General features: G+C 47.9%; 11 protein-coding genes. 3 read left to right on the top strand and 8 right to left on the bottom strand.

The window, feature by feature from the left end:
- Positions 1-51 precede the first annotated feature (51 nt).
- The 3 genes from LZU96_RS22495 (at position 52) to LZU96_RS22485 (ending at position 2,473) form a co-directional block, all read left to right on the top strand.
- Complete coding sequence (locus LZU96_RS22495) at positions 52-972, top strand: substrate-binding domain-containing protein (RefSeq protein WP_233988830.1); 921 nt, start codon at positions 52-54, stop codon at positions 970-972.
- Positions 973-1,157: 185 nt separating this feature from the next.
- Positions 1,158-1,985, top strand: coding sequence for a winged helix-turn-helix domain-containing protein (locus tag LZU96_RS22490; protein WP_233988829.1), 828 nt, complete (start codon positions 1,158-1,160; stop codon positions 1,983-1,985).
- Positions 1,982-2,473 carry a FidL-like protein gene (locus LZU96_RS22485; RefSeq protein WP_233988828.1) on the top strand — a complete coding sequence of 164 codons (492 nt, stop codon included), beginning with the start codon at positions 1,982-1,984 and terminating at the stop codon, positions 2,471-2,473. The genes LZU96_RS22490 and LZU96_RS22485 overlap by 4 nt, the downstream gene beginning before the upstream one ends.
- Positions 2,474-2,612: 139 nt before the next feature.
- On the opposite strand, the gene LZU96_RS22480 is transcribed toward LZU96_RS22485, so the two are convergent.
- From LZU96_RS22480 to LZU96_RS22445, 8 genes are all read right to left on the bottom strand, one after another.
- The gene (locus LZU96_RS22480) at positions 2,613-3,047 is read right to left on the bottom strand and encodes a DcrB-related protein (RefSeq protein ID WP_233988827.1); all 435 of its coding nucleotides are present in this window, start codon (positions 3,045-3,047) and stop codon (positions 2,613-2,615) included.
- Entirely contained in the window at positions 3,040-5,217 is a 2,178-nt protein-coding gene (locus tag LZU96_RS22475; protein ID WP_233988826.1) for a peptidase domain-containing ABC transporter, read from the bottom strand. Before LZU96_RS22475 ends, LZU96_RS22480 begins: the two co-directional genes overlap by 8 nt.
- A gap of 16 nt (positions 5,218-5,233) precedes the next feature.
- Positions 5,234-6,493, bottom strand: coding sequence for an HlyD family secretion protein (locus tag LZU96_RS22470; RefSeq protein ID WP_233988825.1), 1,260 nt, complete (start codon positions 6,491-6,493; stop codon positions 5,234-5,236).
- A gap of 26 nt (positions 6,494-6,519) precedes the next feature.
- Positions 6,520-7,797 (bottom strand): TolC family outer membrane protein, encoded by a 1,278-nt coding sequence (locus LZU96_RS22465; RefSeq protein WP_233988824.1) that lies wholly within the window; start codon positions 7,795-7,797, stop codon positions 6,520-6,522.
- Positions 7,798-7,876: 79 nt separating this feature from the next.
- On the bottom strand, positions 7,877-8,539 hold the full coding sequence (locus tag LZU96_RS22460) for a response regulator transcription factor (RefSeq protein ID WP_233988823.1): 663 nt from the start codon (positions 8,537-8,539) through the stop codon (positions 7,877-7,879).
- A gap of 67 nt (positions 8,540-8,606) precedes the next feature.
- Positions 8,607-9,665 (bottom strand): fimbrial protein, encoded by a 1,059-nt coding sequence (locus tag LZU96_RS22455; RefSeq protein ID WP_233988822.1) that lies wholly within the window; start codon positions 9,663-9,665, stop codon positions 8,607-8,609.
- A gap of 14 nt (positions 9,666-9,679) precedes the next feature.
- On the bottom strand, positions 9,680-12,274 hold the full coding sequence (locus tag LZU96_RS22450; protein WP_233988821.1) for a fimbria/pilus outer membrane usher protein: 2,595 nt from the start codon (positions 12,272-12,274) through the stop codon (positions 9,680-9,682).
- A 27-nt stretch (positions 12,275-12,301) separates the two neighbouring features.
- Positions 12,302-13,039, bottom strand: coding sequence for a molecular chaperone (locus tag LZU96_RS22445; protein ID WP_233988820.1), 738 nt, complete (start codon positions 13,037-13,039; stop codon positions 12,302-12,304).
- Positions 13,040-13,055: the final 16 nt, after the last annotated feature.

The raw sequence follows: 13,055 nt of genomic DNA, 5'->3' as shown, positions 1-13,055 counted from the left end.
TTGCCTGTTGCCCGACGGTCTATTAATAATAAAAACCTACAGGATTACCCTATGAAAACCAGACTGTTAGCGTTGTTTCTCGGTATGCTGGTCAGCGTGTCGGCCGGTGCGAAAACGCCAAAAATTGGCGTCGCACTGGCAAATTTTGACCTTAATTTTGTCTCGATCCTGCGAACTCAGATGGTCGGGGAAATCAAGACACTGAAGATGGACGGGCAGTTCGTGGATGCTAAGGGCGATGTTGCTCTTCAGGTTCAGCAGGTTGATGATTTTATCAACCAGGGTGTGGATGCCATTATTCTCAACCCGGTGGATACCCAGGGTGTGCAGCCGATGATCAAAGCCGCCCAGTCAGCAGGGATCCCGCTGGTGTTTGTTAACCGTAAACCGGAAGTCAGGTTGCCGGCAAATATGGCCTATGTGGGCTCAGATTCTGCGCTCGGCGGCGAGATGCAGATGGAAGCGCTGGCAAAAAAGATGAACTATCGCGGCAACGTCGCCATTCTGATGGGGGCTTTATCGAACGAAGAGGCGCGTGAGCGTACGCGTGCCGTAGAAGCGGTAATTGCAAAATATAAGCAGATGGCGGTGATCGAAAAACAGACCGCGCGCTGGCAGCGTAATGAAGCGGTGGATGTGGTCTCGGGCTGGTTGCTGAATCAGCGACCCATCGATGCCATCGCCGCCAATAACGATGAAATGGCGATTGGAGCAATTATGGCGCTGAATCAGGCGAAAAACAGTCATATTCTGGTGGCGGGCATTGATGGAACTCCGGATGGTCAGCAGTTTGTTAAAAACGGAAAAATGACGCTGACCATTTTTCAGGATGCAAAAGGGCAGGCGATCGGCGCGGTAAAAGTGGCAAAAGCGCTGCTGGATAAACAAAAAGTCGAAGAGCTGAACTGGATCCCTTACCAGACCATTACCCACGACAACTACACGGAATTTGCCGCGGCAAACCAGCCATAATATAAATTTAAGCTGTTGATATTAATGGTGTTTGAATCCATCGCCAGGCAACGCAGAGTTTGCCTGGCGCGTAACAAACCGTCCTGCTATGTTAATGCCTTTCCCGCCATTCTGTCACCTTTAGTGATTCTTTATATAAGCTGCCTTATACTGTGAGCAATTAGCTTAAATTCAGTGATTTCTTAATGATTTATATAATCGATGACAGTATTACTTATAATTCAGATGATTGTACGCTGACTCATCTTCCTACTGAGGAATCTATCAGTCTGAGCATCTCTTCCGGCCGCCTTTTTGAACGCCTGCTGAATTCAGAAGGGGAAATCCTGGCGCGGGATAACCTGCTGACAGAAGTGTGGGATAAATATGGCCTGCGCGGCTCGAATAGCAACCTGAATCAGTATCTCAGTATTTTGCGACGTGCGCTTGCGGCCTATGGCTGTGAAAATTTGATTATCACCATTCCTAAGATTGGGATACGCATAAACACAGAGATTAAGATTGAAACGCAGCCGTCACCCGCCATGCCTGTCGCGGAGCCTGAGCCCGATATTGCAGCCGAAGCATTAACGGTGGCACCGACTGAAAGCAGTCCGATAACACCTGAATCCCCACAAAATGTCATCAGTAAGCCCAGCCATTTTTCCCGTCGTGAACTCTTTTTCGTCTTTTTTTCGCTGCTTCTGCTCGCTGCCTGTGGCTATTACTGGTTTATCGTTTCGTCTGAACGATCCCTGGTCTCGACAACAATAAAATTGCCTGGCGGGTGTGACGTGGTGATATTAAAGGGGGTGGACGATACTGAACGGCAGTCATTGGATAAACAGTTGCTGGAGATTATTAAAGAAAATAATCAACCTTGTGATGCCAGTCGGCGCTTCTATTTTGATAATAATACGGCCTTTACGACCCGTAATTTTGGCCGGACGATTTTATCCTCCTGCAAGATTAACGGTCGCGGGGATATAATTTCATGTGACAACTTTTATTATCTCGACTGGAGGAACATTTGAAAAGGAGCATTGCATTTATTCTGGCGCCGGCCGCTTTGTTGCTGATGGTGACCGTTGGATTCGATTATTTCAGCTCCCGGATTGAGCCATTCCCCTTTCGCTGCTCGACCTTTACCCATTACGATCTGAGCCGAAACGAAGGAAGCCGGATAGAGTTTCAGTTAACCCAGGACTTACGCTTTGATAGTAAAAATTCTGGCTATCTTTTACTAAACGGGCAGGCCGTTGCAGATAGTAAAACTACGATTGTTAACCGCAGGATTGTCCTTTCCCGCGGCGAGAAGGTTGATTACGACACTTACCGCTACGCGATTAACGACATCGTAAGCGCTTCAACAGATACGACACCCGATGCGGTGTTCACTCTGTTGCTGGCGGAGCTGACACTGGACCCTTCTTATCTGCAGTTTGATGTCGATAAAATCGACGCACGTTCTTATCTGATTGGCGGGCCTCTCTCTTACCTGTTTACCTGCCAGCGTTACTGAGCATGAAGATCCCTTAGTGGCTTTGTCTGTTTTTCTGATAAAAAAAAGCCGCTAAAAAGCGGCAAAATCATGACAAGCATGAAACAACTGAAAAATGAACAAAGAAACGGGTATTGCCCGGCGGCTCGCCGGGCAAGGGTTAATTATGGGTCCTGAAACTGGCCAGCGTCCCGGAGAAGCCAGCTATCTCTTTGTCAGTTAACGGCCCAGGTTTCGAGATTGAAAAAATCAGCAGATCATCCATATCCAGGGTGAAAATAGCCTGCCTCTGGTATTGACGAATGTTATCAGGGCGTAAAAAATCATAGCTGATTAATATCCCATTAGTGACATTATTACCCAGCACCACCGGTTCATACGGCGCCTGATGCCACTCTTTTATTTGCTTTCTTAACATGCTGAGCTGGCTTTCAATATATTCTTCGATGCTGTTGTGATTGCCCAGCCCATCCCGGGAAAGGGTAATGGGAGGCAGGCCAGATCGTTTGTCAATCAGCGTGTTGATCGTTCTTTCACTGTATCCTTCAGGTAGCGTAATGGTGCCTTCGCTAAATTTGCACATGTGATTATTCATTCGGTCCTTCCATTTTTTGGCCATTGTCTGCACGGGAAAATAACTGCTCGGCAGTAATTTCGCTGATTTTACCGTTATTCAACATAACGATTCTGTCTGCGCTGCGGATAGTTTCCGGGCGATGCGCAATAATAATACGTGTGATATTCATTTTCTTAATGGCAGTATTGATCTGCGTTTCATTATAAATATCGAGGTGACTTGTGGCCTCATCCAGCACCAGAATTTGTGGATCGCGATAGAGTGCTCTCGCCAGCAAAATACGCTGTAACTGACCACCGGAAAGAAAGGAGCCCATATCGCCGACCAGGCTTTGATAATTCATTGGCATTTTCATGATATCGCCATGAATTTGTGCCAGCCGCGCCACGCGAGTGATTTTCGCCTGGTCAGGTTCATTATCAAAGAAGCTGATGTTTTCACTGATCGAACCCGAAAAGAGAATATCATCCTGCATGACACAACCAATGCGATTGCGGTGATGTTGTAAGCCGGTCTGCTTGATATCCAGACCGCCTACGCTGATCACACCGCTTTCGGGATGTAACAGACCGAGAATAATTTTGGCCAGCGTGGTTTTACCCTGACCCGACGGCCCGACAATAGCGATACTCTCACCGGCTTTAATAGAGAGGCTGACATCGTCAATGACCCAGGATTCGGTTGGCGCATAGCGAAAGCAAATATGCTCCAGCGCGATATCATTCGATGTCTGCGGTTCGTCATCGTGCTCGATCTGATGAGGACTGGCTTCGTCATTCGGCTCAGTTTCAGACAACACGATGTCTGACAGACGTTCTCCATGCATACGCAGCATACGGAAATCAATGATCGCATTGATCAAACCGGCACCACGGCTCATGAACTGATCTGAGAAGCTGATGAAGGCCGTAAGCATACCGGCAGAAAAGTTACCATCCAGAACCTGTAATGCCGCCAGCCACACCAGCACCACCCGGCCCACCGACGTCAGTATCCCCTGTGCGGACCCAAACAGGATATTGAGCTTCTGCATCACTATCCCTTTATTGGTGCTATCCACCAGATAATTCATATAGGCGGCGAGACGCGGAACCTGCTTGTTGTTGGTTTTCACCGCCTGGATACCGCGTAGCGTTTCCAGCAGTGAGGACTGCGTGCGCGCTGAGCTGATGATCTGCTCTTCATTGGCGCGGCGCACCGGCTCGTAGGCCATGAAGCGCAAGATGCCATAAGCAATGAACAGCGCAATGACTAACCAGGCGAGTTTGGCGTTGTAGATAAACAGCATCATTACGGTGACGATCGACATCACCCCATCCAGCACGGTACTGATAAAGCGTGAAGTCAGCGTGCTTTGAATGGTATTAAGCGAACCGTAACGAGACAGAATATCGCCGACGTGACGCGATTCAAACCAGTCGAGTGGTAACTTCAGCATGTGCTGACAGACGTTGATCGTCCACTGTACGCTGAGCTGACTGGAGAACCAGGCCATCACCCATGAGCGCAGAGCGGAAATCATGGTCTGGAACAACGCAATCATGATGAAGCCAACCCCCAACAGGGTTAACAGCGAATAGTCGGCGGAGACCAGCACCATATCCATCACCCATTGCATAAAAAAGGGTGATAACACACCAAACAGCTCCAGTGAGATTGACAGGATGAGCACCTGAACGAAAGCGGACTTCACGCCCGTCACGCTGCCGACCAGCTTCATCATTGAAATGCTGGCTTTTTCCTCTTTTACTTCAAAGGTTGAAGAGGGGATCAGTTCCAGTGCCACGCCGGTGAAGGCTTTAGAGGCTTCTTTGAATGTCAGCTCCCGAACGCCGCGCGCGGGATCGTGAAGCGTAATTTTATTGCCGCTCACTTTTTTCAGCACAACAAAATGGTTGAGCTCCCAGTGCAGAATGCAGGGCATACGCAACTTAGACAGCTCTTCCAGGTCAACGCGCAGCGCGCGCGAACTCATATTCAGCTGTTGTGCCATCGAAATGACATTGGCAAGAGTGGCACCTTTGAGCGAGGTAGCAAACTTCCTGCGCAGAGTGATCATGTCGATCTCATGCCCATGATAGTTGGCAATCATGCCCAGGCAGGCGAGTCCACATTCGGTCACCTGTGACTGACGGATGACAGGCAGACGGTTAAACCATCTGAAATTAAGTTTATCTTTTAACAACACAGCACAGACCTTTTAATCAGAGCGAAATTTTGTGACCGAGCGCGAATAACGGCTCAAGGACCCACTCGTAAAGACGACGTTTATCGACGATAAAATCGGCGTCCAGCGCCATACCGGGTTTCAGCGGCTCATTTTGCATGTAGGCTTTGATAGTCTGTTTATCCAGCGCCACCAGTACCCGATATTGCTGCTCCTGAATGTTGCCTTTACCGGTTAATGTTGAGACTTCCTGAGGTGTCAGTGCCGTACGTGAAACTTCGATGACTTTGCCGTATTGCTGACCGAACTTCTGGTAAGGGAAGGCTTTATAACGCAGCACGACACGTTGTCCTGCCTGGATAAAACCAATAGATTGGGTATTCACCATGATGCGGGCCACCAGTTCACTGTCACTGGGCAGGATGGCAATGGCCGACTGACCTGCATTCAGCATCTGACCGTTTTTGATCATAATCATGCCGACGTAACCGCTTTTGGGGGCACGTAATTCAAAAGAACGTCGCGCTTCGTTTTCAACCAGTGACTGACGGTTATCTGCCAGCTGTCGCTCGATATCGTTACGTTTTTTCTCGTCGTCGAGCGGCTTCTCATGCAGTTGCTGCTGCGCCTGCAGGATTTTCTGCGCAATATCCAGCAGTTGCCGCTGATATTCCTGATAGCGTGCCTGGCCGTCGAGCAGCGTTGATTCCTGCTCTTCCACCTGGCGGCTTGAGGCGTATCCCTCGTTATGCATCGCTTTCAGCTTGGTCAGCTGCAAGCGCGCCAGCTCAACCTGCTTTCTGCGATGCGCTAACTGAAGCCGCAGTTGCTCTTGCTGCAATTTCAGGCTGCTGATCGTCTCTTTCAGCCCCTGCATCTCAACGTCATGCAGTTTGCTAAGGGTTTCCAGATCCTGCTGCAGACGTTCGCGCTGCGCGGCCAGGTTTTCTGAGACCACCTGACGCGTCTGACCAAATTGCGTCGAGACTTCAGATGAGAGCACCATCAGCACATCGCCTTTCTCTACGCGCTGGCCTTCTTTTACCGGGATATCGATAACGGTCGCGCTGACCGGAGGCGGAATAATCAACATGCCGTTTTTCGGTAATAACTCGCCGGTAGACGATTCATATTTGGTGTAGCTGCCAAAAATAAAGAAAAGTGTGGTCGCTGCAGTAATCACCACGACGATGGAAATAACCAGCCATCGGTAAGGTGGACAATAAAGTGCGACGGTACCCAGACTGCCGCGATTAGCAGCATCAAGTGCTTCCTGGCGAAAAAGTGACTGTTCCATTTAACTATTCATCATATGTAAGTGGGTTAACGGCACTGAAAGAAATTCAGCATGTCGATTGATAACGATCCGGTGCTGAGTGCCAGATTAAGCAGGGCGGTTAAATAATTCAGCCGTGCTTCAGCCTGATCTTTCAGCGCGCTGTAATATTTTTGTTGGGCATCCATTTCATCATTGACCGTACGAAAGCCCATTTCGCGCCCATACTTAACCGAGACGACTTTTTCGCGCGCCGAAGAAACCGCATTTTTTTCCGCATCAATAAGCGCCTTGCCATTTTTGAGGCTCAGCCAGGCAGAACGGGTGTCCTGAACCGCTTTGCGTTGCGCTTCGATGGTGCTGTACCTGGAGGCCTCGCGGCGATAAGACGCTTCAAATGATTGTGACAGCTGACTGCCGCCGGCAAAGAGCGGAACGGAGACGTTTACGCCGTATTGCAGGTTATTACTTTTCGAGTTGGTGCCGAAAATTGCATCGTAAAGGAAGTTCTGGTCGTTATCGTTGCGGCTCCAGTTTTTGCCATAACTGGCATAAAGCGACACCACAGGCATGTGAGCAGCATCGGCAGCCAGCACATCGGCATCGGCCTGGTCGTGCTGGAACATCGCAACTTTGATATCGGTGTTGCGCTGCTGACTGGCGCTGATCGCTTCGGTTAGCGTGGAGTAGGGCGTTGAATTAAGGCACTGAAAATTAACCGGCTCCAGCGTATCCGGATTGACGCCGGATAATCGGCGAACCGCTTCACCGGCAAGCAGTAACTGATTGCTGGCTTCAATTTCTTTGGCCTGAGCGATGGCATAGTTCGCTTTCGCCTCATCAACTTCTGTACGCGTATTTTGCCCGTTACTCAAACCCGCCTGAAGCTTGTCCATTTGCTGTTTGAAGTTATGGCTAGCGGCCTGTGCGGCCTGTAAGACTTCCTGCTGATAGAGCACGGTAAAATAAGCATTGGCAACGGTACCCAGCAGTTTTTCCTCTGCCTGACGTGCCTGTGCTTCGGCGGTGTTGGCAATCGCGATACCTTTACGCCAGCCCGCATACTTACTCATATCAAACAACGGTTGCCTGACTCGGACATCATAGTTATGCGAAGTGACGCCGCTCTGGTATTTCTTATCGGGTTGCTCCTGGCGATCCCAGCTTCCTTCAAGCGTGAGCGTCGGCAGCATTCCTGACATTCCCTGCCAGTATTTTTGTTTATCTGCTTCGCTGGTTTGCTTACTCGCCTGTAAAGCCGAGTCATAATTTAATGCGGCCTGTGCAGCCTGCTGCAGATTTGTGGCATGCACATAAACAGGCATACACATAAACATCAGCATGAGTTTATTTAATTTATGGATTTTCATGTTTTTCGCTGTTTCAAAAAATTAAATGCCTGGGTTAAATTAATTCCTGGGCAAAAACATACTTTATTAGATCTGTATTTGAGTGCAGCTGTAGCTTGCGCATCGCGTTATATTTTTGCGTTGCGATGGTGCTGACGCTGCGCTTACGTATTTTGGCGATATCCATCAGGCTGTAGCCCATCGCGAATAAACGGATGATTTCATTCTCTGAGGGAGACAGCAGACTGTTTGTTTTGCTGGCTTGGGTATCAAGTGCCAGGTGTTTCATTTTTTCTGAATAATAAACCCCCTTGTTGGCTGAATATATCCATCGAAAAGCCTCAATCAGCTGCCTGCGATCGTCACGTTTACTGATAATGCCCTTGATAGGAATTTGCAATACTTTATTCAGAATAGCCTGGCTGGTCTGAGCGGTGAAGATAATAATATTAAGGTCAGGCAACTTCTTATGAATCTCCTCAATTTTATTGACGCCGTTCAAATCATAACGCTCAAAGCTAAAGTTAAAGTCTGTAATGAGTATGTCTGGGGCATCCTCCTTAAGGTTTAATAGTAAATCCTCTTTATCAACCGGATAAGCGTTAATTTCGTGCTGAACGAATTCGGTTGATAAAATTGACTGGACTGAGTAAATAATGAAGGGGCTCTCATCAGATACACCAATCCGTAGCGTATTTTTTCCTTGGGGCAAATCCACTGACGAATCCTTTGATCAGTTAGAGATGATTGAAATGGCAGGGCTCCGAAGAGCCTTGCCGGTATTTTTACTGATAACTCAATGTATAAGTTGCTACTGCATCCGCCGTTCCCGGGCTCACTTTCTCAGCAGTCTGATAATAACGTGCATATAAAGGCACAGTAATTAACGCAGCAGACAAAGGATAGGAGGCAACGTTAAAGGGTGACGCCAGCGCAACGGGTTGCTGATTTTCATTCAGTATCTGAACGCCAACGCCGGTCGCGGTTGAGGTTGTATTCAGTGCAACGACACCTGCATCTGACAAACCGCTGACCGCATCGCCGTCGAACTGCATCATGACTTCAAAGGTGCCTGATAGCAGTGATTCACAGTTTAGCTGAATATCAAAAGGAATCGCATTGCTGGTCTGTCCAATGCCAGCACCTAACCCGCCACTTTTACTGACTGAATAACTGCCCAGTGGCACCTGTTGGGTAGTATTTCCGGCCACAGAACAGGTTTCATCTTTTACCGTAATCGCATTATTCCTGAGGTTGCTGGCGATGAAAGCTTCATCACTTCCCGTTACTAACGATCCGATCTGAAATAAGTTCAACGTCGTACGTGGTGCCGCGGTCAGTGATGAGGAGGTACGCACGATCTTATAAGGCACATTCAGCGTAAACTCGGTGTAGTTATTCAGTACTCCGCCGGTTGTGATACCCGCATACTTGTCAACCATCTGTCCGGTGGCGATAGTCCCTGCTTCGTTGGAATATTCACCCCCATAACCCAGGTATAACGTTAACCCATAACCCAGCGAACCCTCGGCGATTGACAGCCGTTTAAAATAAACTTCTGTGCTAAGCCCCTCCTCGGGCCATGTCGTGAGAATATTAATACCGCACTGTACATCAACTGTTGCACTGCCTTCATAAACGACTGTACCGATGGGGACAGCCGATGAGAGGGTAATCCCCAGCGTTCTCAAATCGATTGCGGCTGTGGTGAACGGCGCTCTACAGGTTAATTTTATATCATCAGCAGCGCGGGCACCGGTTGCGGTAACGACAACAATATTGATTGCCAGCATAACCAGAGCCAATACGCTCGTTAATTTTTTTAAAATATTAAAAAATATCATAATAGTTCACCCAATTAACCCTGGCTGTCATTGTCGTTTATGCTAGTTGAAACATAACGAACAGGTTGATTCTGATCGCTGTTACATGTCGTGGTTAGCCTTGCCAGCGATTTATTTTCACTCGCCTGCACTGCGCCCGATTCTAGGTTCACCAGACAATTATCCGTCGGTGCTTTACCCCATGACACATGCAGACGGCTGACATCTTTATTCAACCTGACGTAAATTTGGCCGCCTTGTGAAACGGTTGTTATCAGGTTGCCATTTTCATCATTAACTGATGCTCCAAATGGCAGCGCGTTACCGTTCGGCTGATTAGCGCGAATCAACAGTGGCTTACCTTTCGTTGTTTTATAGTCAAGTCTGACTACCGCGCCCTCAACAGGAATTATGCGTTGTTGAGTTGCTTCCAGTTCGACATCAAGCGGAATACCTTTCGGATCTATTGCCAGTTCGTTTATCCGGTAAGGGTTAAGATTTGGCACAATGGCCCTTCCACTGCTGTTAAGCACAATGTTCGGATAACCCAGTACCCGCGCACCGCCGGCATCTTCTGCGCTTACCACGGCATAGGTAGATGACTGATAAGCGCTGAACGTCAGACTGTCCGGTAACGCTACGATAGTGCCGCTGGCGCCACCTGATGCCGAATAGTAGTTTTCACCCTTGGTATAAGATGCTGTCAACGTGCTGTAAGGAGAACGGTATTGTCCGCCAATCGAGCCCGATTTATTGTTATCAATATCACGCGCGACACCAACGTTATAGTTAAATTGGTTTTGCTCGCCTAAAACGCCATTAACTCCCGTTTGGGCGTTGACCCCATCTTTAGTATGGGTCGCACTTCCAGTTAAATTGTGCCTGTTATCGCTGCCTAAAGGCACAGAGAAGTCGAGTGATAATTGTGTATCGTGTCCGCCGGTTGAATATAATAATCGGTTCGCGGAAATTGTATAGGATACTCGCCCAATTGTATTATTGTACCCCAGCTGAAATTGAGTGTTGGTACCGGTATCATTCCAGTAGTTTTGAACGAAACCAGTAAGATAGAGACTCCCAAATGAATCTCCAAAATTTTGGCTGGCGGTCATTGAAAAACGTTGCTTAGGACGTGAAAGATAATTGACAGTGCCATTTCTGCCATTCTTTTTATAATAGTTGTTAATTTGCAATGCGTTATCAAAGCTGTAATAGCCAGATGAGGAGAATCGGTAGGCTGCCAGGGTAAAGTTAGTATTCGTTTGAGAGACTTTCTTACTGTAGGTCGCCCGGTAACTGACACCCTGTTTCTTTTCATCACCATATTTTGTTTGTGCACCGGTGATGTCCAGAGAAATGGCGCCAATCGGAAAACCAAACGCACCACCCAGTAACACGGACGTATAGTTATCTGATCCCAGAATACCGGAATAACCGGTCAGACTATTAGTGAAGCCATGCTGGATGGTGCCCTGATACACCGAAGGGGTGTAAACCATATTATCGCGGCGCGATACGCCGCCGGTCAGGGAATAGTAGGTCATGCCTGGGCGTTTCAATCGCGCCATGGCTGCGTAAGGCACTGAGAAACGCGTTTCACTGCCGTCAGCTTCTTTTACTGTGACGTCTAAATCACCGCCGTAACCAGTAGGATAGAGATCGGTAATGTTAAACGCGCCAGGTGAGACGGTCGTTTCGTAAATTTTGTTGCCGTTCTGGCTCACTGTGACCTGAGCATTCGTCCGGGCTACACCACGGATTTCTGGTGCATAACCCCGTTGTGAATCGGGCCACATCTGCTCAACTGTTGAAATCTGGGCGCCACGAAAGGAAAGAGTATCGAAGATTTCACCACTGGTATTGCCTTCACCTAACAGTAAACGCGATTTCAGTTGTGGAATGTCACGCTGTACGTAGGTGTTGATGTCGTCATAATGATGATCTTCGCGCCCCTGCTGACGCCGCCAGCTGAGTGCGCCATCGTGACGGAACATCCAGCCACCCAGGTTGAAGCCCGCCAGCGCCCGGCCATAAAAAGAATCATATTCACGACCGCCGCTATAAACAGAGCGATAATAGTTAGTGTTATAATTAAGAGTAAGCGCAGTTTCACCTTTATCCCAGAACTCAGGTGCAACATAGCCGCGCGCAGAACGCAGAAGATAGATTTGCGGAATGGAAATATCCATTTGCATATCTGCGCTATTTATTGCAGCATTACTATTATCGATAACGTCTTCCAGTGCCAGGCACTGTTTTCCGGCGCGTAATTCTTCTGCTTGTTGCGAATTAAAAACGCTGTCTTTAATTGACAGGTTTTTTACAAGCTCGTAGGAAAGGCAGGCTTTAGTCTCGTTTCCTTCACGTACGACACGAACGTTGTCGCGGCTGACCTGACGGCCATTAAGAAAAATATCTAATGTGTAAATGCCCGGGTCAATTGGGTTACCATTTGCATAACGAGACACATCAACTTTCACCCCTGGCAAATGTTTTACAAAGGATTCGTCGAAGTCATAATTATCCTCAGCCAGTGCTGGGGTTGTTACAGCGGTAAGAAAAAGCGCTAAAAAAGAGCGACAAAAATGTCTGCCCGCTGGTTTATTTACAGAGACTGTCCTTGCCATCATAGTTACCCTTAATTATCACTACCAAAATTATTGGCTGATCAGGCCTTCTGCATCCCGTGCTGCGCCAAAATCATCCAGAAACTGGTAATGGAATGACGATTTTATTTGATTTACGTTAGCCCCTTTCAGGGTGAAATCTTTACTTCCGCCTGGGGCCAGCATGTCTCCCTTTTCACTTACTACTTTATGACCAGCAGTATCTTCTGCTGTAATTAGTGCCACATTAACGTAATAGGGGGAGTTATTAATTGCAGTTAATTGATTGCTTTTATTACCTTTACGCCAAACCAGTGCAGTCGCAGCCTCTGCTGCATCTTTGGAGTTGAGCGTAGTGGGACGATAGAAAAGTTTGATGCGGCTCCTTATAGCCATTTGCAGTTGGTTTTTATTCGCGAGACTTTTATCCTTCGGTGGGATATCCAGTACGTTTAGCCAGAATATTGATTCTTTATCTGTGGGGAGGTTACTGCCGGTATAAACAATTCGTAAGGTTTGCCCTTTATTGGCTTCCATGCGAAAAACCGGGGGTAATAAAACAAAGGGAACGTTGATCTTATCCAGTGGCTGATTAGGATCACCAGCATCAATCCATGACTGGACCAGAGCAGGCCGATCGCCGCGATTATCCAATCGTACCGTTACTTCTTTTTCTGAAGCAGGGTAAACAACCCGGGTGCCGATGATAGTGACACTGGCAAGAGCTGGCGTGGAAAAAACGCACGCAAGCAGCAATGATGCTATGAAGTTAACGCTTTTTTTTTTCATAATATTACTGGATTTA

Source organism: Pantoea agglomerans (assembly GCF_021397715.1).
GTDB classification, from domain to species: domain Bacteria; phylum Pseudomonadota; class Gammaproteobacteria; order Enterobacterales; family Enterobacteriaceae; genus Pantoea; species Pantoea astica.
Note: the sequence above shows the minus strand (reverse complement) of the source record. Positions and strands in the feature narration are given on the sequence as shown.

What these genes read in the sequence shown, in the direction of transcription:
- LZU96_RS22495 (WP_233988830.1), top strand. Translation starts at nt 52, where the DNA reads ATGAAAACCAGACTGTTAGCGTTGTTTCTCGGTATGCTGGTCAGCGTG.
- LZU96_RS22490 (WP_233988829.1), top strand. Translation starts at nt 1,158, where the DNA reads ATGATTTATATAATCGATGACAGTATTACTTATAATTCAGATGATTGT.
- LZU96_RS22480 (WP_233988827.1), bottom strand. Translation starts at nt 3,047, where the DNA reads ATGAATAATCACATGTGCAAATTTAGCGAAGGCACCATTACGCTACCT.
- LZU96_RS22470 (WP_233988825.1), bottom strand. Translation starts at nt 6,493, where the DNA reads ATGGAACAGTCACTTTTTCGCCAGGAAGCACTTGATGCTGCTAATCGC.
- LZU96_RS22465 (WP_233988824.1), bottom strand. Translation starts at nt 7,797, where the DNA reads ATGCCTGTTTATGTGCATGCCACAAATCTGCAGCAGGCTGCACAGGCC.
- LZU96_RS22455 (WP_233988822.1), bottom strand. Translation starts at nt 9,665, where the DNA reads ATGATATTTTTTAATATTTTAAAAAAATTAACGAGCGTATTGGCTCTG.
- LZU96_RS22450 (WP_233988821.1), bottom strand. Translation starts at nt 12,274, where the DNA reads ATGATGGCAAGGACAGTCTCTGTAAATAAACCAGCGGGCAGACATTTT.
- LZU96_RS22445 (WP_233988820.1), bottom strand. Translation starts at nt 13,039, where the DNA reads ATGAAAAAAAAAAGCGTTAACTTCATAGCATCATTGCTGCTTGCGTGC.